Source organism: Pseudomonas sp. PB103, assembly GCF_009764635.1.
GTDB lineage: Bacteria > Pseudomonadota > Gammaproteobacteria > Pseudomonadales > Pseudomonadaceae > Aquipseudomonas.
Genome location: NZ_RWIL01000018.1, coordinates 1 through 19,261, shown reverse-complemented (window position 1 = coordinate 19,261; position 19,261 = coordinate 1). Strand labels below are relative to the sequence as shown.

Here is a 19,261-nt window from a genome sequence, read left to right as displayed (position 1 = left end):
TTTGGGAACCTATTTCGCTGAAAAGTTGCAGAACTTGAAATTGTCATCCCCCCCTGACCTGCTCTACCCCGACATTATCGAATGGTCAAAACCACTGCCGCCAGAGCAATGGGCAAAGCGTTCCCCACAACTGGAAGAAGCCATCGCCAAGCGCGAAGCCGAATTAGCCGCACAAACGGCTCAAGCATTAGCTTGATGAACCGATGAGCACCGCATGATTCGTAGCGCCAACTCGTCGTAGATTTTCCGCTGTCTTTTCGGTGGAAGCTTTTGGGAAAACCACCTGCACAATATTCGAGCTATGCACAATGACTTTACTTAGACGTCTCTCATTAATCACCGGCATTATCGGCCTGACAGCTTGCAGCGGGTCATTGCTACCTACGCCTAGCATGATCGCCAGTTTGCACCTCATCGACAGTAGTGGAAACGAGCGTATACAGGCGAAGGAAGTAGATTACAAAAGATTTGAACGCGCGACTCCTGACACTCCAACCACAATCAATGTATTGCGTTACATCAATGAATCAGCCTCTTCGTTGAGCTTGGGGTTTGTATATCTACCCCTTGCTGAGAATGTCCAACTGAGTGTACGTCATGAGGCTGGTTATGAGCTTAGTGTAGATGTCGATCTTGATTTTGATAATCCGACTGCGCTTGGCAAGGCCGGAGACAAGTATGAGTTAGTGATCAGCAATATGAGCACCGTATCTTACGAACTCGTAACAACTGTGGATGGCAATGACGTCATATCTGAAGGGAAGGGAAACGACGCCAACTCCGGCTACCTGATATTCCCCGGTGAAGAGTTAGTTATAAATGGCTTTTACAAGGACCAGAAAAAATCTATTCCTTTTCGATTTCAGAAAGTACCGAAAAACATTAACACTGCGGTTCATGAGACTAACGTAAAGACGGGAGCAATTCGGCTAGCACTTTTCTCAGCATTGCACGAATCCAAAACTTGCCGAACACACTAAAATAGAAGCCCCCTCTTTCAAGCTAAAGCAACCGTGAATTTCCTGACTACCACAAAAGAGAGATCCCCCCCAGAAAAGATAAACTCATCTACTCTATCGCCTTGATACACACATAAAAACATGGAAAGTATGGATATTCACGATTACAAGGACGAATTTGTGTACCAACCTAAAAAAAGAATCCATTACAACAGCTAGCATGTCTGAATAAAAGCGCCGAAATTCGCTCAACTCTTGAAAAGGGAGGAACTTTTCTCAATCATTTTAAACTCAAGCGCTCGATTCCTGAGTCGAACACAGAAAATAATTCATAAGAAGGCGAGCATCTTCAAGAGACGTATTTCTAACAAATGCTTGTAAAGAAAAAATCGCAGCCCAAAACTGCGATTTTTTCTTTTCTACCCTTTAAACAGCCGCCAACCGCACCTGCCTCTCCAACTCCACCTTCAACCCCGGCTCCAGCTTCAGCTGCCGCGCCAGTTCATCCAGATAACTCTTCTCCATAAAGTTCTCTTCATCCACCAACATAACACTGGCGATATACATCTCAGCCGCCATCTCTGGCGTACTCGCGGCGCGGGCGACGTCGGTCGGGTCGAGGGGTTTGTTGAGTTCGGCGTGCAGCCAGTGTTGCAGTTCCTGATCGTTGTCGAGTTTGGTGAATTCACCCTCGATCAATTGCCGCTCGCGGTCGTCGATGTGGCCGTCGGCTTTGGCGGCAGCGACCAGCGCTATGAGAATCGCCTGACTGTGTTGCTCGGCTTGTGCCGGTGGCAGGCGATCCAGCGTTTGCGGTTCGCGTTGTGGGGCGGAGCCTTTCTGCGCGTTGTAGTTACCGTAGGCTTTGTATGCCAGCACGCCCAGTGCAGCGAGGCCGCCGTAGATCGCTACTTTACCGCCGACCTTGCGCACTTTCTTGTTGCCGAGCAGCAGGCCCATTGCGCCTGCCGCCAGTGCCCCGCCGCCTGCGCCTGAGAGCAGACTGCCGAGACCGCCAGAGCCTGACGCGCCGCCAAGCAAACCACCCAAGGCACCGCCGGCCGATTTGTTCTGCGACCCGCCCGACTTGTTCTGCAACAGATCCTGACCGGACTTTAATAGTTGATCGAGTAATCCACGGGTGTTCATGTTCCGCCTCCAAACAGGGGTTAACCGGATCTATAAGGCCTCCAGCCTAGTTCGAAAGTGCCCTTCCCCTGCCTGCAAGTGTGCTTCCAGATGTTGCTTGATGCCCCTGTGGCGAGGGAGCTTGCTCCCGCTGGGCTGCGAAGCGGCCCCCAATACATTCTTTCAGACATACCCGGTTTGCCGGTTTTGCGACTGCTTCGCAGCCGAACGGGAGCAAGCTCCCTCGCCACAAAGCAATGCGCAAGCCATACCCTCTAAAAAATAGATATACACTCAGGCCAATCTATAAAAACCGCCCACTGGGTAGCCTCGTCATGATGACCCTGCGTCAGATCCGTCACTTCATCGCTGTGGCCGAGACCGGCTCGATCTCCGCCGCCGCGCAAACCGCATTCATTTCCCAATCGACCCTGACCTTGGCGATCCAGCAACTGGAAGAGGAAATTGGCGTCAGCCTGTTCAGCCGTCACGCCAAAGGCATGACTCTTACGCACCAAGGTCATCAGTTCCTACGCCAGGCGCACCTGATTCTCGCAACGGTGGACAACGCCAAACGCAGCCTGCAACAGAGCACCGATCAGGTCGCCGGGCAGTTGATCGTCGGTGTGACCAGTCTCGTCGCCGGTTATTACCTGGCGGATCTGCTCACCCGTTTTCAACGTGCTTATCCCAACGTCGAGATCCGCGTGATGGAAGACGAGCGCCCGTATATCGAACATTTGCTGGTCAGCGGCGAGATTGATGTCGGCGTCTTGATCCTCTCCAACCTCGAAGATCGCCATGCCTTGCAGACCGAGGTACTGACTCATTCCCCCCATCGTTTGTGGCTACCGGCGCAGCATCCATTGCTGGAACACGACAGCATCAACCTCTCCGATGTCGCCCGCGAGCCGTTGATTCAGCTAAACGTCGATGAGATGGATCGCAACGCCCAGCGATTGTGGCGCGGCGCCGGCCTGCAACCAAAAATCACTTTGAGAACCGCATCGACGGAGGCTGTGCGAAGTCTGGTCGCCGCCGGTTTGGGCGTATCGATCCAGCCAGACATGACCTATCGCCCTTGGTCACTCGAAGGCGACATCATCGAAGCAAGACCGATTGCCGACTTAAATCAAACCCTCGACGTCGGCCTGGCCTGGCGCCGTGGCACCGCGCGCCCCGCTCTCGTCGATCCATTCCTCACTGTGGCCCGTGAGCAACCCCACGGCGGGCGCAAGCCATCTATTTAATCGAATGCTGCCTTCAGTATTTAGAATTTGTCGACCTCGGAGCCGCGCACTAGTCTTGCTGCATCTATAAGACGGTCGGCTCCCGATATCAGGGAGCAACAATGGCCACACAAGAAAAGAGAACGCGGAAAATGGCTGGCGCGCAGACCCCGATGTGTACCGCGTTGTTGATCGACGGCGAATTGGTCGCTGGGGAAGGTTTTGTCGAGCCGATTCTTAACCCGGCCACTGGTGAAATTCTCACGCACATCGCCGAGGCCAGCACCGAGCAAGTCGAAGCCGCCATCCTCGCCGCCCACCGCGCCTTCGCCGAATGGTCGCGCACCACGCCGCAGCAACGTTCAAACCTATTGCTCGACATCGCCAACGCCGTCGAAAAACACGCCGACCACCTCGCCCGCCTCGAATCGCTGAACTGCGGCAAGCCGTTGCACCTGGCGCGTCAGGACGATTTGACCGCGACCGTCGATGTCTTCCGTTTCTTCGCCGGCGCCGTGCGTTGCCAGACCGGTCAGCTCAGCGGTGAATACCTGCCGGGCTACACCAGCATGGTCCGTCGCGATCCGATTGGCGTGGTCGCCTCGATTGCGCCGTGGAATTACCCGATCATGATGGCCGCGTGGAAAATCGCCCCGGCCCTCGCCGCCGGCAACACGCTGGTGTTCAAACCGTCCGAACACACACCGTTGTCGATCCTCGCACTGGCGCCAGCGCTGGCCGAAATCCTCCCGCGCGGGGTGATCAACATCATCTGCGGCGGCGGCGAAGGCGTCGGCAGCCATTTGGTCGGCCATGCGAAAGTGCGCATGGTCTCGCTGACCGGCGATATCGTCACCGGACAGAAAATCCTCCAGGCCGCCGCGAAAACCCTGAAGCGCACGCACCTCGAACTCGGTGGCAAAGCCCCGGTGATCGTCTGCAACGACGCCGACATCGAGGCAGTGGTCGAAGGCGTGCGCACTTATGGCTACTACAACGCCGGCCAGGACTGCACCGCCGCCTGCCGGATTTACGCGCAGGCCGGGATCCACGACAAATTGGTCGCAGAGCTCGGCGCCGCCGTCAGCAGCCTGCGTTTCGCCGGCAAACGTGATGCCGACAACGAGATCGGCCCGCTGATCAGCACCCGCCAGCGCGACCGCGTCGCCAGTTTCGTCGAGCGCGCCCTCGGTCAGCCGCACATCGAACGCGTGACCGGTGCGGCGGTGCATTCTGGTGCCGGTTTCTACTATCAACCGACGCTGCTCGCGGGTTGTAAACAGAGCGACGAAATCGTCCAGCGCGAAGTGTTCGGCCCGGTGGTTACCGTGACTCGCTTCGATGAACTCGCGCAGGCCGTCGACTGGGCAAACGATTCCGAGTACGGCCTCGCCTCTTCGGTGTGGACACAGAATCTGGATAAGGCGATGCAGGTTGCCGCGCGCCTGCAATACGGCTGCACGTGGATCAACAGCCATTTCATGCTGGTCAGCGAAATGCCTCACGGTGGCCTGAAACGTTCGGGTTACGGCAAAGACTTATCCAGCGATTCGCTGCAGGACTACAGCGTGGTGCGGCACATCATGGCCCGCCACGGCCAGCATCTCTGACTACGCTAATAACAAGCCGCCAACGGCATGCTTCACCGCGTTCACAACTGCCCCGACCATAATTTAAAGAAGAGGGTTCAACCATGTTCGTGCACAAGACCGCACTGCTCAGTGCAATCACCACGGCCCTGCTGGCCAGCGCCAGCCTGCAAGCTGCCGAGCCGTTGAAGGCCGTCGGTGCCGGCGAAGGTCAGCTGGATATCGTTGCGTGGCCGGGTTACATCGAACGTGGCGAGAGCGATAAAGCCTACGACTGGGTGACCGGTTTCGAGCAGGAAACCGGCTGCAAGGTCAACGTGAAGACAGCGGCCACCTCTGACGAAATGGTCAGCCTGATGGCCAAGGGCGGTTACGACCTGGTCACCGCTTCCGGCGATGCCTCGCTGCGATTGATCGTCGGCAAGCGTGTGCAACCGATCAACACCGCGTTGATCCCGAACTGGAACACCCTCGATCCGCGCCTCAAAGACGCGCCGTGGTACGTGGTCAACAACCAGACTTACGGCACCCCGTACCAGTGGGGCCCGAACGTGTTGATGTACAACACCAACGTATTCAAAACCGCGCCGACCAGCTGGAACGTGGTGTTTGCCGCGCAGGACTTGCCCGATGGCAAACCGAACAAGGGTCGCGTGCAGGCCTATGACGGCCCGATCTACATCGCCGACGCGGCGCTGTATCTGAAGTCGACCAAGCCTGAACTGGGCATCAAGGATCCGTACCAACTCACCGAAGATCAGTACAAAGCCGTGCTCGATCTGTTGCGCGCGCAGCAGCCGCTGATCCACCGCTACTGGCATGACACCACGGTGCAGATGAGCGACTTCAAAAACGAAGGCGTGGTGGCATCGAGTGCCTGGCCATATCAGGTCAACGGTTTGATGAACGAGAAGCAGCCGATTGCTTCGACCATTCCGAAAGAAGGCGCCACGGGCTGGGCTGATACCACCATGTTGCACGCCGAGGCCAAGCACCCGAACTGCGCGTACAAGTGGATGGACTGGTCGCTGAAACCGAAAGTCCAGGGTGATGTGGCGGCGTGGTTTGGTTCGTTGCCGGCTGTTCCTGCGGCGTGCAAGGAGAGTGAGTTGCTTGGCGCTGAGGGTTGCAAGACCAACGGTTTCGACCAGTTCGACAAGATCGCCTTCTGGAAAACCCCGCAGGCTGAAGGTGGCAAGTTTGTGCCGTATAGCCGCTGGACGCAGGACTACATCGCGATCATGGGCGGCCGCTGACACCTGCCTACGTGCCGATCGTTCCCACGCTCTGCGTGGGAACGCATCACCGGACGCTCCGCGTCCATTCGCATGAAATGACGCAGAGCGTCACAGGCTGCATTCCCACGCAGAGCGTGGGAACGACCAATGGCACCGCTCTCCTGTAGGAGCTGCCGCAGGCTGCGATCTTTTCGACGCACACACGACTTTTTTTGAAAGCCCGCTTTACCGGAGCACCGCACCATGACGCTTGCAGTCCAGTTCACCAACGTTTCCCGACAGTTCGGCGAAGTGAAGGCCGTTGACCGGGTTTCCATCGATATCGAGGACGGCGAGTTCTTTTCCATGCTCGGCCCTTCCGGCTCGGGCAAAACCACCTGCCTGCGCCTAATCGCCGGGTTCGAACAACCGAGCGCCGGCTCGATCCGCATTCACGGTGCTGAAGCGGCCGGTTTGCCGCCGTATCAACGTGACGTCAACACGGTGTTTCAGGATTACGCGCTGTTCCCGCACATGAACGTTCTCGACAACGTCGCTTACGGATTGAAGGTCAAAGGCGTCGGCAAAAACGAGCGGCATAAACGCGCCGAAGAAGCCTTGGACATGGTCGCCCTCGGCGGTTATGGCGCGCGCAAACCGGTGCAGTTATCCGGCGGTCAGCGCCAGCGCGTCGCCCTCGCCCGCGCCTTGGTCAATCGCCCGCGCGTGCTGTTGCTCGATGAGCCTTTGGGTGCGCTCGATCTGAAACTGCGCGAGCAAATGCAAAGCGAATTGAAGAAGCTGCAACGCCAGCTCGGCATCACTTTCATCTTCGTCACCCACGATCAAACCGAAGCGCTGTCGATGTCCGACCGCGTCGCCGTGTTCAACAAGGGCCGCATCGAACAGGTCGACACTCCGCGCAATCTGTACATGAAACCAACGACTACATTCGTGGCTGAATTCGTCGGCACCTCGAACGTGATTCGCGGCGATCTGGCCCGTGAAATCAGTGGCCATCCGCAGCCGTTTTCGATTCGCCCGGAACACGTGCGTTTCGCCGAAGGCCCACTCGCCAGCCACGAAATCGAAGTCAGCGGCCTGCTCCACGATATCCAGTATCAGGGCAGCGCCACGCGCTATGAATTGAAACTGGAAAACGGCCAGACCCTGAGCATCAGCCACGCCAACAATCAGTGGATCGACAGCAGCGCACAACACCAGACCGGCCAGCGCCTGAGCGCACGTTGGGCGCGGGAAGCGATGATTCCGCTGCACGATACCGTGGCGAGCGGGGTTTGATATGAGCACGCTCGCGATGACTGCATCGCCGCCGTTGCGCAGGTTTTCCAACCTGCTCTACCGCAAGCCGAACCTGTATCTGTCGATGCTGCTGGTGCCGCCGCTGCTGTGGTTTGGCGCGATCTATCTTGGCTCGCTGCTGGTGCTGTTGTGGCAGGGTTTCTACACCTTCGACGACTTCACCATGGCGGTCACCCCTGACCTGACCCTGGCGAATTTTGCCGCGCTGTTTCAGCCGTCGAACTTCGACATCATCCTGCGCACGCTGAGCATGGCCATCGTCGTGTCGATCGCCAGCGCCATCGTCGCGTTCCCGATTGCCTACTACATGGCGCGCTACACCACCGGCAAAACCAAGGCGTTTTTCTACATCGGGGTGATGATGCCGATGTGGGCCAGTTACATCGTCAAGGCGTATGCGTGGACGTTGCTGTTGGCCAAGGGCGGCGTGGCGCAGTGGTTTGTGCAGCACTTGGGATTGGAGCCAGTATTGCAGTTCATTCTGGGGATTCCCGGGGTGGGCGGAAGCACTCTGTCGACCTCGCACCTCGGGCGATTCATGGTGTTCGTTTATATATGGTTGCCGTTCATGATCCTGCCGATTCAGGCGTCGCTGGAACGTCTGCCGCCGTCGCTGCTGCAGGCCTCCGCTGACCTTGGTGCAAAGCCGCGTCAGACCTTTATGCAGGTGATTTTGCCGCTGTCGATTCCGGGCATCGCGGCAGGTTCGATCTTCACGTTTTCGCTGACCTTGGGCGACTTCATCGTGCCGCAACTGGTCGGGCCGCCGGGGTACTTCGTCGGCAGCATGGTCTACGCGCAGCAAGGTGCGATCGGCAATATGCCGATGGCGGCGGCGTTCACGCTGGTGCCGATTGTGTTGATCGCGGTTTACCTGTCCATCGTCAAACGACTGGGGGCCTTCGATGCACTCTGACTCTTCATCACAAGGGCATGCCTCTCTAGGCCTGAAAATCGCAGCGTGGGGCGGGTTGGTGTTTCTGCACTTTCCGATCCTGATCATCTTCCTTTACGCCTTCAACACCGAAGAAGCCGCGTTCAGTTTTCCGCCGAAGGGCTTCACGCTGCACTGGTTCAGCGTGGCTTTTTCGCGGCCGGATGTGCTGGAGTCGATCAAGCTTTCATTGCAGATCGCAGCGATCGCCACGTTGATTGCGATGGTGCTCGGCACGCTCGCATCGGCAGCGCTGTATCGCCGTGACTTCTTCGGCAAGCAGGGCATTTCGCTGATGCTGATCTTGCCGATTGCGCTGCCGGGGATCATCACCGGGATCGCGCTGCTGGCGACGTTCAAGACGCTGGGGATCGAGCCGGGGATGTTCACCATCATCGTCGGCCACGCGACCTTCTGCGTGGTGATCGTCTACAACAATGTCATCGCCCGCCTGCGCCGCACTTCGCACAGTTTGATCGAGGCCTCGATGGATCTCGGCGCCGATGGCTGGCAGACCTTTCGCTACATCATTCTGCCGAACCTCGGCTCGGCGTTACTGGCCGGCGGCATGTTGGCGTTTGCGCTGTCGTTCGACGAAATCATCGTCACCACGTTCACCGCCGGGCATGAGCGCACGCTGCCGTTGTGGCTGCTCAATCAGTTGAGTCGCCCTCGGGATGTGCCGGTGACCAACGTCGTCGCGATGCTGGTGATGATGGTGACCATGCTGCCGATCCTCGGCGCGTATTACCTGACGCGCGGTGGCGAAAGTGTCGCTGGCAGCGGCGGCAAATAACCGAATAACCACAAACCCAACCCCATGTAGGAGCTGCCGAAGGCTGCGATCTTTTGATCTTGATCTTCAAAGCAACATCAAAAGATCGCAGCCTTCGGCAGCTCCTACATGGGTTCGGTTTCGGCAGAACAATAAAGTGTTAGTGAGGACAACAGACATGCAAACCAAACTCTTGATCAACGGCCAACTGGTCAACGGCGAAGGCCCGGCGCAACCGGTGCTCAATCCTTCGCGTGGCGAAGTGCTGGTAGAAATCAACGAAGCCAGCGAAGCCCAGGTTGACGCTGCCGTACGCGCCGCCGATAACGCCTTCGCCGACTGGTCGCAAACCGCACCGAAAGACCGCTCGCTGCTGCTGCTCAAACTCGCCGACGCCATCGAAGCCCACGGAGAAGAACTGGCCAAACTGGAATCCGATAACTGCGGCAAACCCTACAACGCTGCGCTCAACGACGAGATTCCGGCAATTGCCGACGTGTTCCGTTTCTTCGCCGGCGCCAGCCGTTGCATGAGCGGTTCGGCCGGTGGCGAATACCTGCCCGGCCACACCTCGATGATCCGTCGCGATCCGGTTGGCGTGATTGCCTCCATCGCGCCGTGGAACTACCCGCTGATGATGGTCGCCTGGAAAATCGCTCCGGCGCTGGCCGCCGGTAATACCGTGGTGCTCAAGCCGTCGGAACAAACCCCGCTGACCGCATTGCGTCTGGCCGAACTGGCGTCGGAAATCTTCCCGGCCGGTGTACTCAATCTGGTGTTTGGTCGTGGGCCTACCGTGGGCAGTCCGTTGGTCACCCACCCGAAAGTGCGCATGGTTTCGCTGACGGGTTCCATCGCCACGGGCGCCAACATCATTTCCAGCACCGCCGACAGCGTTAAACGCATGCACATGGAACTGGGCGGCAAGGCGCCAGTGATCATCTTCGACGACGCCGACATCGATGCGGCGGTGGAAGGAATTCGCACGTTTGGTTTCTACAACGCTGGGCAGGATTGCACCGCCGCCTGCCGGATCTATGCGCAGCAAGGCATCTACGACAAGTTTGTCGAGAAGCTCGGCGCGGCGGTCAGCAGCATCAAGTACGGCTTGCAGGATGATCCGTCGACTGAACTGGGGCCGTTGATCACTGCACAGCATCGCGACCGTGTTGCCGGGTTTGTCGAGCGTGCTGTGGCGCAGTCGCACATTCGTTTGATCACTGGCGGCAAGGCTGTTGAAGGCAATGGTTTCTTCTTTGAACCAACCGTTCTGGCCGATGCGCAGCAGGACGATGAAATCGTTCGCCGCGAAGTGTTTGGCCCGGTGGTTTCCGTGACCAAATTCACCGATGAAGCGCAGGCGCTGGAATGGGCCAACGATTCGGACTACGGCCTCGCGTCCTCGGTGTGGACAGCGGATGTAGGACGCGCGCACCGCATGTCGGCACGCTTGCAGTACGGCTGCACGTGGGTGAACACGCACTTCATGCTCGTCAGCGAAATGCCCCATGGCGGTCAGAAATTGTCCGGTTACGGGAAGGACATGTCCATGTATGGGCTGGAGGACTACACCACGGTTCGGCATGTGATGTTCAAGCATTAACGGCGAAAAGATCGCAGCCTGCGGCAGCTCCTACATGATGGACGCCGCTCCCCTGTAGGAGCTGCCGCAGGCTGCGATCTTTTCCGCGACACACGGATGATGTCGGCGATTCACCACCAGGCTTCACCGAAACCAAAACAACAACTACCGAACCGGACGGCGCCTGCATGGCCCCGCCACGGCCTCGGCCATCCGAAATCTGCCGATTTCACGGAGCAAAACACACATGAGTTCCTCACCCGATCTCGCCACAGCCGTTGCCGATAGCGATGCCGAACAACTGCGCAAACTGGGCTACACCTCGAACTTCAACCGCAGCATGAGCCTGTGGGAAAACTTCGCCTTGGGCTTCACTTATCTGTCACCGGTCGTAGGGGTTTATACCCTCTTCGGCCTGTGCCTCGCCGCCGGCGGCCCACCGATGTTCTGGGCCTACTTGCTGGTTGGTTGCGGCCAATTGCTGGTGTGCCTGATCTTCGGCGAAGTGGTTTCGCAGTTCCCGATTTCCGGCGGTGTTTACCCTTGGGCACGCCGATTGGTCGGTAAGAAATGGGCATGGATGGTCGGCTGGATCTACTCCATCGCCCTTTGCGTGACCATCGCTGCCGTTGCGGTCGGCGCTGGCCCGTACCTGGCCGCCATGCTTGGTTTCGAGCCAAGCAACAACACCAACATCGTCATCGCCCTGGTGCTGACCCTGTTCGCCACACTGGTTAACCTCAGCGGCACCAAAGTGCTGGCGCGCATCGCCATGTTCGGCTTCCTCTGCGAACTGGTTGGCGCGGTGATCGTTGGCGTTTACTTGTTGGTGTTCGAACGCCATCAACCGCTCAGCGTGCTGTTCAACACCTTCGACATCAGCGTCGACGGCTCATACCTGCCGGCCTTCCTCACCGCGTCGTTGGCGGGGATGTTCCTCTACTACGGCTTCGAGGCCTGCGGCGACGTGGCCGAAGAAACCCCGAACCCGAGCGCAAAAATCCCGGTGGCCATGCGCATGACCATCTACATCGGCGGCATCGCGGCGATGTTCGCCTGCCTGGCGCTGATCCTCGCCGTGCCGGACATGCAAGCCGTGATCAACGGCACCGACAAAGACCCGGTCACTACCATCCTCAACAATGCCTTCGGCCCGGTCGGTTCGAAAGTAGTGATGGGCGTGGTGATGATTTCCTTCATCTCCTGCGTCATCAGCCTACAAGCAGCGGCGAGCCGTCTGCTGTACTCCTACGCTCGCGACGAAATGGTCATCGGCAGCCGACTGCTGAAAAAGATTTCTCCTACAACCCAAGTACCGGTTGCCGCACTGTTCGTGTCTGGCGTCCTGCCGGCCCTGATCATCGCCCTCGGCTTCTTCCTGCAAGACGCCGTGGCCACCATCGTCAGCTTCGCCGCCATCGGCATCTACCTCGCGTTCCAGATGATCGTGCTGGCCGCGCTGTACGCCCGCAGCAAAGGCTGGAAACCGAGCGGCAAATTCACCCTCGGCGCGTGGGGCTGGCCGGTGAACATCGGCGCGCTGGTGTACGGCGTTGGCGCAATCATCAACATGGCTTGGCCACGCACGCCGGATGCGGCGTGGTATGTGAACTATGCGATGGTGTTGAGCACGGCGATCGTGATTGGCTTGGGGCTGGTTTATATGTGGATTGGCAAGCCGTATGACCATGGCAACGCGCCGGCTGGGGATGCTTGGAAGGTGAGTCGCTAAGATTGATTCACGTGCCCGCAGGGATGCGGGCACTGTTCACAGTGCTAGATCCGTTGGGGCGTGGATAACGTTTCAAATACATCCATCAACAAATGGATTTCGGTACTGGGATTAGGCTCGCCACTGACCGCGACATCTTCAAGTACCTTCGGCGCCAGCGTTCTTGCCCGATGAAAGGGCTCACCCAGCAACTGAGCAAAATAGCTGATGGCTTTACCCTTCTCATAATTCGCCATATTGGGCTTAGTCCTCAAACTCTTGCTCACCAGATCACCCGAAGAGTTTTTCCCGGCAGATCTGAAGGGTTTTCGGCTAAAGCCAAAGTGCAAAAGAAGCCAAAATTCAAAGCATGGATACGACGCAATGACGGTGATTTTTGGATGAGACTTCGCCTCACTCAATGCACGTTCAAAACACAGGTGAGTATCGCGATCCAAGACGCAGAAGACTCTGTCGAAGTGCTCTTGTCGCCTCATCGCTCGATCGACGATGCCGCTCGGGTGGGTTACACCGCAGTGGACGATTTCAACCTGTGCCCGGGCACGAAAGTGCAGTGCTGCCTCTTCCAGATAACGCTTACCCGATTTGCTGTCCTCGCAGAGCACCAACACACACTGGGTTGCGGCTTGAAGCGTGAGGCTTTCCGATCAAACGACTTATTCGAATTCGCCATTGTCAGCCCCGCCTTATCAGCGGCAATCCGCGGTAACGACCTTCGAAGTAGCGCTTCTCGACGTCCTCGCTTTCCTGACCTTCAAAGTCGTGCACGGAAAACAGATGCGTAGCCGCGTGAGCATCGCGCTCTGTAATCCAGAATTGATCACGACGTAGAATTTTCTCATTCATCAGATGGGTGTCGTGAGTGGTGAAGATCAGTTGCGTATTCAGCCCATTGTCCAGATGTCGGGCGATCAAATCGGCGACGATTTCAGGGTGCAGACTGCTGCTCAACTCATCGACACTGAGAACGCCACTGCCACCGGCCTGATTCATCATGAACCACGGCAGCCAGAAACCGATCAGGTTCTTTGTGCCGCAAGACTCTTCCGAAAAATCAAACTCGGCGTCACCCGACATACTCGAGTGCGTGAGCGTCAGCTTGTCCCTTTGCGCGGCGGCAATGAATTCCTTCAGCGTAAGTTTTCTGTTATCGGCAGCTGAAACAGCATCATCCGGGCTGAGTTGAATCGCTGATACCGGAATATCCAGCGCGCAGAGAAAATCACGTAAGTCGCTCGTTTGGCTTTTAACCATTTGCAAAAAACGAATCGACGCTGTAGATAAACCGGGCATGTTGTTCTGCTCAATCACTAGCAGACCACTTTGAAACCAGGAAAACGGTATGCGCAGTTGCATCAGTTCTTCACTGCTGTGAATCACTGCTTGTGCGATAAACAACATCTTTGGGCTGGTCAAACGCTGCCATGCGCGATGGACTTCCTTGCCACCCTCAAGGGTTTCGCCGAAAAGATAATGCTCGCCTTGCGCATCAACCTGACGTCTGTACAGCAACGTCTCTTTTCCTTGTGGAAAGCAGAGCAATTGCTCGTGAACAATCCGTTGCGCCGTCAAACCGAGGACAAATCGATAGCGCAAACCACCTTGAACAAAGTCGTACTCAAAAGCACTGGGCTCATCTTTCAATGTTTCGTCGAAGCGAAACGCTGAAACGGGTAACGCGGCATCCAGCGTGTCAGCGGGTATCGCCAATAAACTTCCGACTATGCCCATTGCTCGAATCAACGATGACTTGCCGGACGCATTCGGGCCATAAATCGCAGCGACCTTGAGCAGTTCCGGAAGCTCCTCCGCATTCGTGGACGCTTTGAATGTGTTGCGTGATTTGCTCAGAAGAGGGCTCGCCGCCATGGACAGCGTTTGTCTGTCCCTGAATGAGCGGAAATTGGACACCGAAAACTCGATCAACATGGAGAAACCTGCAGTTCATTCCGTGGATCCGAATAGATAAAGGAAAAACTACGGCTTGGGCGGTCGGTTGCTGCTGACACTGCAAAATCAGGCATTTCCTACAGATACTGCCTTCAGAGACAAGCCCGCTTTCCTACAGCAGGTATCGACAGAGCCGACTTGGCGTATTGGGTGGCTAGCCGATAGGCTTTCTCTCGGCGGCGAAATCAGCGGCCCGGTGTCGAAGCCGGAACAAATATCGACATGGCGTGACCGCACTCATTTGAGTGGCGGCTCTATTCTCAACATTGGAGTCGACAAATGCCTAACTGCGTCCACAGTCTTTCTGAAAGTTCTGATTTCTTCACCCCCACCGCCTTCACCCGCCACAACCGCTTCCTCCACGCCTTCATGCAAGACCACGAAGCCTGGTTCTGCGTACAGGATCTCGGTCGCTTGATGGGCTATCCGCTGAACGAACGCCTCACCCTGAAACTCGATCCCGACCAGCGTCGCAATGTCTTCCTGCGCAAGGACGGCGAAATCATCGATTGCGCGATGGTCAGCGAATCCGGACTGTTCGCCCTGCTCGTCCATCACTTCGTCCCGGAAAACCGGCACCTGCGCCAATGGCTGAGCCATGAAGTCATCCCTGTGCTGCGCGAAACCCAATCAAGCCCTGTGGAAAACCACCCGAGCCTGAGCCCAATGCATTGGGCAGGCGTTACCGTGCCGCTGCTGCACTGGCAACAGCAGGCGTGGGTCAAGTGGCGGGATGTACCGGAGTTGATGCACGGCCAGAGGCCGTACCCGGTTCTGGGTACTTGCAGCTAAAGCTCATAAATAAAAAACCTGTGGTGAGGGAGCAAACTCCCTCGCCACAGGTTTAGCGCGTCCCTCTAGCGAGTTGAATTCAGATGAGTAGAACTTTTCTCAAACCTCCTCAGATTGAGGAAGTCATTCCCTGTGATGAAAGCTTTGCGATCTCTTACATGAAACTAAACGACGATACAGAGCTTCAGAAAGCCATTCACGTCGGCATCGCCGATGCCGACGCAGGCAAATTGATTGATCTGGCCACCGTAAAAGCCAAATGGCTTTCACGGTGCCCACCCCAGCGTTAAAACCGCGAAACACTCCGCATCGCATCCACCAGATACCGCATCGCGATCCGGTCACTTTCCGAAAGCTCGCGATAGCGCTCCACCAGTTTCAGTTCCTCAGAGCTCAACCGACGCCTTCTGCGCCCGCTGCCCAGGCAGGGGAAGATGCCCAGCATGTCGGTGATGCCTTGTATTTTTGCCATGGACGATGTCCTTCTCTAGTACTGCAAAGAATTGCTTAAACACCACATCGCCCTGCCCCTTACAGCAGCGCCGTGTGCCCTGCCGGCAAAATCGATCGCGCCGGCCATGCCCATAGAATAGAAATAAATTCGGCGCTGAAAAGCGGTTTTTAGAGTAATTAGTCAAGAAAAGCAGATATGCCGTGTAAATCAGAACGTCCTGTCAGATTTTTAACCGACATGTCTTGTTTCATTGACACACTGGCGCAGTGAATCAACGAATTTTGCATTGCGAGCGAACCGTTTAAGCTAGCCGGCATCTGTTTATAGTCCGTTGCGTTTGGCCGAAGGCTTGTCCGAACCGTTATTTCTGATCCAGCACGTGCCAGGAACGGCGCGGGATTGCACACGACAGGTTGTATTTATGCACCGCAGGAATTTGCTCAAAGCGTCCATGGCCATTGCGGCTTACACCGGTCTTTCGGCCACCGGCCTGTTGGCGACCCGAGCGTGGGCTGCCAATGGCGGCGCCGCTGATGGCGAGGCGCAGGCGTTTGACTTCGAAGCGCTGAAGCGCCAGGCCAAGCAACTGGCTGGCAGTGCCTATCAGGACACTAAACAGGTGCTGCCGCCGACGCTGGCGACCATGACGCCGCAGAATTTCAACGCGATCCGCTACGACGGTAATCATTCGTTGTGGAAGGAAAACAAGGGCCAACTCGACGTGCAGTTCTTCCACGTCGGCATGGGTTTCCGCCAGCCGGTGCGCATGTACAGCGTCGACCCGAAGACTCGTACCGCGCGTGAAGTGCATTTCCGCCCGGCGCTGTTCAACTACGAGAACACTTCGGTCGACACCCAGCAGCTCAAGGGCGATCTGGGTTTTGCCGGCTTCAAGCTGTTCAAGGCACCAGAACTTGATCGCCATGACGTGGTGTCGTTCCTCGGCGCCAGCTATTTCCGTGCGGTGGATGCGTCTGGCCAATATGGCCTCTCCGCACGCGGTCTGGCGATCGACACTTACGCCAAGAAACGCGAAGAATTCCCTGACTTCACCAAGTTCTGGTTCGAGACGCCTGATCAGAACGCCACGCGTTTTGTGGTCTACGCCCTGCTCGACTCGCCGAGTGCGACCGGCGCGTATCGCTTCGACATCGATTGCCAGGCCGAGCGCGTGGTGATGGAGATCGACGCGCACATCAATGCGCGCACCGCCATCGAGCAACTGGGCATCTCGCCGATGACCAGCATGTTCAGCTGCGGCAACCACGAACGGCGCATGTGCGACACCATTCACCCGCAAATCCATGACTCGGATCGCCTGGCGATGTGGCGCGGCAATGGCGAGTGGATCTGCCGTCCGCTGAACAACCCGGCGACTCTGCAATTCAACGCGTTTGCCGATACCGATCCAAAAGGTTTCGGTCTGGTGCAGACCGACCATGAGTTCGCCAACTATCAGGACACGGTGGACTGGTACAGCAAGCGTCCGAGTTTGTGGGTAGAACCGACCACCGCGTGGGGCGAGGGATCTATCGATCTGCTGGAAATCCCTACGACTGGCGAGACGCTCGATAACATCGTCGCGTTCTGGACACCGAAAAAACCGGTGGCTGCCGGGGATTCGCTGAACTACGGCTACAAGCTCTACTGGAGCGCTCTGCCGCCGGTGAGCACGCCGTTGGCGCGGGTGCAGGCGACTCGTTCCGGGATGGGCGGTTTTGTTGAGGGTTGGGCACCAGGCGAGCATTACCCGCCGGTGTGGGCACGTCGTTTTGCCGTGGACTTCACTGGCGGCGGTCTGGATCGTTTGCCGCAGGGCACCGGGATTGAGCCGGTGGTGACGTGCTCGAACGGCAAGGTGCAGGATTTCAGCGTGCTGGTGCTGGATGACATCAAGGGTTACCGGATTCTGTTTGACTGGTACCCGACCAGTGACAGCGTTGAGCCGGTGGAGCTGCGGTTGTTTATCCGCACCAACGATCGCACGTTGAGCGAGACGTGGTTGTACCAGTACTTCCCGCCGGCGCCGGATAAGCGCAAATACCCTTGAGGGGTTGAGGCGCCTGGACGGGCCTCATCGCTGGCAAGCCAGCTCCCACAGGTTCGGTGCGATACACAAAACCCGTATTCAACGTCAACCATTGTGGGAGCTGGCTTGCCAGCGATGGCGGCAGTGCGGCAACAGAAGCCCATCAGACAAAACAAAGCCCCGGCCATCACTGCCCGGGGCTTTTTGCTTCATCGCTACTTAATCAATCGCGCAAATCAGACTCATGAATCGGCTGATCCCGATGCGTCGCACGCTGATACTGCGCCGGCCACACCGCTTTGCGTCCACCCAGATCATCGTCGGCATGCAGCGGCCAGTACGGATCACGCAACAGCTCGCGGGCGAGGAAGATGATGTCGGCCTGACAGGTGCGCAGAATATGCTCGGCCTGCGCCGGCTCGGTAATCATTCCCACCGTGCCGGTGGCGATGCCTGACTCTTTGCGTACGCGCTCGGCGAAGCGCGTCTGATAACCCGGCCCGACGGGGATTTCGGCATTCGCTGCGGTGCCGCCCGAGGATACGTCGATCAGATCCGCGCCAATCGTGTGCAGCCGTCGCGCCAGCTCCACGGTTTCATCCGGATTCCAGCCGTCCTCCACCCAGTCGGTGGCCGATACGCGAACAAATAACGGCAACTCTTCCGGCCAAACCGCCCTCACTGCCTCAGTCACTTGCAGCACCAGACGAATACGATTTTCAAATGAGCCACCGTATTGATCGCGGCGCTGGTTGCTCAGCGGCGAGAGAAACTGATGCAGCAGATACCCATGCGCCGCATGCACCTCAACCACACTGAAGCCGGCCTTGAGCGCGCGTTTCGCGGCATCGACAAACGCCTGAATGACATCGGCAATCTGCCCTTCATCCAGCTGTTTCGGTTGCGTGTGTTGCGGGTCAAAGGCAATCGGCGACGGTCCGACCGGGGTCCAGCCGCCGTCATCGGGTTTAACGCTGCCATGCTTGCCGAGCCACGGCCGATGGGTGCTGGCCTTGCGCCCGGCGTGGGCCAGTTGAATGCCGGCGACCGCGCCTTGGGAGGTAATGAAGCGAGTGATGCGTTGCAGCGGTTCGATCTGTTCGTCGTTCCACAGGCCAAGGTCTTCGGCGGTGATCCGCCCGTCGGCGGTCACCGCCGTGGCTTCGGTAAATACCAGGCCGGCGCCGCCCACCGCGCGGCTGCCGAGGTGCACCAGGTGCCAGTCGTTGGCCAGGCCGTCGACGCTGGAGTACTGGCACATCGGCGAGACGGCGATGCGGTTGGGCAGGGTCAGTTGGCGAAGGGTGAAGGGTTCAAGCAGCAGACTCATGGGGCACCTCTCAAATCAGTGGGCAGGCTCCAGGGTTCTGTTTGAATAGTCGACGAGTGACAGGAAAAAGGTGCAGCACCCGCCCCCGCGGGCAAAAAATTCGACAAGACGTCACAAGGCCAATCAAGCAGTGCTTAGAGCCTAGTCGACAACGGGGGATCGGGGGAAATTCAAGAAAAGATCGCAGCCTGCGGCAGCCCCTACAGAGCGCACTTCTATGTAGGAGCTGCCGCAGGCT

Annotated in this window: 16 protein-coding genes and 2 pseudogenes; 13 read left to right on the top strand and 5 right to left on the bottom strand. The window is 57.6% G+C overall.

Features of this window, described 5'->3' with window-relative positions:
- Nucleotides 1-196, top strand: a pseudogene (locus EJA70_RS03385) (hypothetical protein); the annotation flags it as partial.
- Nucleotides 197-308: 112 nt separating this feature from the next.
- On the top strand, nucleotides 309-980 hold the full coding sequence (locus tag EJA70_RS03380) for a hypothetical protein (protein ID WP_158829615.1): 672 nt from the start codon (nucleotides 309-311) through the stop codon (nucleotides 978-980).
- Between the two features lie 405 nt (nucleotides 981-1,385).
- On the opposite strand, the gene EJA70_RS03375 is transcribed toward EJA70_RS03380, so the two are convergent.
- Complete coding sequence (locus EJA70_RS03375) at nucleotides 1,386-2,108, bottom strand: tellurite resistance TerB family protein (RefSeq protein WP_158829613.1); 723 nt, start codon at nucleotides 2,106-2,108, stop codon at nucleotides 1,386-1,388.
- A gap of 314 nt (nucleotides 2,109-2,422) precedes the next feature.
- On the opposite strand from EJA70_RS03375, the gene EJA70_RS03370 reads away from it, so the two are divergent.
- The 8 genes from EJA70_RS03370 (at nucleotide 2,423) to EJA70_RS03335 (ending at nucleotide 12,468) form a co-directional block, all read left to right on the top strand.
- On the top strand, nucleotides 2,423-3,337 hold the full coding sequence (locus EJA70_RS03370) for a LysR family transcriptional regulator (protein ID WP_158829611.1): 915 nt from the start codon (nucleotides 2,423-2,425) through the stop codon (nucleotides 3,335-3,337).
- Nucleotides 3,338-3,468: 131 nt separating this feature from the next.
- Nucleotides 3,469-4,926 (top strand): gamma-aminobutyraldehyde dehydrogenase, encoded by a 1,458-nt coding sequence (locus EJA70_RS03365; RefSeq protein WP_158829617.1) that lies wholly within the window; start codon nucleotides 3,469-3,471, stop codon nucleotides 4,924-4,926.
- An 83-nt stretch (nucleotides 4,927-5,009) separates the two neighbouring features.
- A complete protein-coding gene (gene ydcS, locus EJA70_RS03360; RefSeq protein WP_158829609.1) occupies nucleotides 5,010-6,161 on the top strand; it encodes a putative ABC transporter substrate-binding protein YdcS in 1,152 nt (383 codons plus the stop codon).
- 225 nt (nucleotides 6,162-6,386) lie between these two features.
- Entirely contained in the window at nucleotides 6,387-7,424 is a 1,038-nt protein-coding gene (locus tag EJA70_RS03355) for an ABC transporter ATP-binding protein (protein ID WP_053117494.1), read from the top strand.
- Nucleotides 7,425-7,440: 16 nt separating this feature from the next.
- On the top strand, nucleotides 7,441-8,361 hold the full coding sequence (locus EJA70_RS03350; protein WP_371924497.1) for an ABC transporter permease: 921 nt from the start codon (nucleotides 7,441-7,443) through the stop codon (nucleotides 8,359-8,361).
- The gene (locus EJA70_RS03345; RefSeq protein WP_158829605.1) at nucleotides 8,351-9,175 is read left to right on the top strand and encodes an ABC transporter permease; all 825 of its coding nucleotides are present in this window, start codon (nucleotides 8,351-8,353) and stop codon (nucleotides 9,173-9,175) included. The genes EJA70_RS03350 and EJA70_RS03345 overlap by 11 nt, the downstream gene beginning before the upstream one ends.
- Before the next feature lie 157 nt (nucleotides 9,176-9,332).
- Complete coding sequence (locus EJA70_RS03340) at nucleotides 9,333-10,757, top strand: gamma-aminobutyraldehyde dehydrogenase (RefSeq protein WP_158829603.1); 1,425 nt, start codon at nucleotides 9,333-9,335, stop codon at nucleotides 10,755-10,757.
- Between the two features lie 226 nt (nucleotides 10,758-10,983).
- Nucleotides 10,984-12,468 (top strand): APC family permease, encoded by a 1,485-nt coding sequence (locus EJA70_RS03335; protein ID WP_158829601.1) that lies wholly within the window; start codon nucleotides 10,984-10,986, stop codon nucleotides 12,466-12,468.
- A 44-nt stretch (nucleotides 12,469-12,512) separates the two neighbouring features.
- Here the strand turns inward: EJA70_RS03335 and EJA70_RS03330 are convergent.
- Both EJA70_RS03330 and EJA70_RS03325 read right to left on the bottom strand, forming a co-directional pair.
- A pseudogene (locus EJA70_RS03330) lies at nucleotides 12,513-13,141 on the bottom strand (RloB family protein).
- Between the two features lie 2 nt (nucleotides 13,142-13,143).
- Nucleotides 13,144-14,397: an ATP/GTP-binding protein gene (locus EJA70_RS03325; protein WP_158829600.1), complete on the bottom strand. Its 1,254-nt coding sequence runs from the start codon at nucleotides 14,395-14,397 to the stop codon at nucleotides 13,144-13,146.
- Nucleotides 14,398-14,697: 300 nt separating this feature from the next.
- On the opposite strand from EJA70_RS03325, the gene EJA70_RS03320 reads away from it, so the two are divergent.
- Together EJA70_RS03320 and EJA70_RS03315 are read left to right on the top strand one after the other, a co-directional pair.
- A complete protein-coding gene (locus EJA70_RS03320; RefSeq protein WP_158829598.1) occupies nucleotides 14,698-15,210 on the top strand; it encodes a Bro-N domain-containing protein in 513 nt (170 codons plus the stop codon).
- An 83-nt stretch (nucleotides 15,211-15,293) separates the two neighbouring features.
- Nucleotides 15,294-15,500, top strand: coding sequence for a hypothetical protein (locus EJA70_RS03315; protein WP_158829596.1), 207 nt, complete (start codon nucleotides 15,294-15,296; stop codon nucleotides 15,498-15,500).
- Here the strand turns inward: EJA70_RS03315 and EJA70_RS03310 are convergent.
- Nucleotides 15,497-15,682 (bottom strand): hypothetical protein, encoded by a 186-nt coding sequence (locus EJA70_RS03310; protein WP_008081608.1) that lies wholly within the window; start codon nucleotides 15,680-15,682, stop codon nucleotides 15,497-15,499. The genes EJA70_RS03315 and EJA70_RS03310 overlap by 4 nt on opposite strands.
- A 403-nt stretch (nucleotides 15,683-16,085) precedes the next feature.
- Here EJA70_RS03310 and EJA70_RS03305 point away from each other — a divergent pair, with 403 nt between their 5' ends.
- Nucleotides 16,086-17,714: a glucan biosynthesis protein D gene (locus tag EJA70_RS03305; protein ID WP_158829593.1), complete on the top strand. Its 1,629-nt coding sequence runs from the start codon at nucleotides 16,086-16,088 to the stop codon at nucleotides 17,712-17,714.
- Nucleotides 17,715-17,916: 202 nt separating this feature from the next.
- Here the strand turns inward: EJA70_RS03305 and EJA70_RS03300 are convergent, their stop codons facing one another.
- Complete coding sequence (locus EJA70_RS03300) at nucleotides 17,917-19,023, bottom strand: NADH:flavin oxidoreductase/NADH oxidase (RefSeq protein ID WP_158829591.1); 1,107 nt, start codon at nucleotides 19,021-19,023, stop codon at nucleotides 17,917-17,919.
- Nucleotides 19,024-19,261 lie beyond the last annotated feature (238 nt).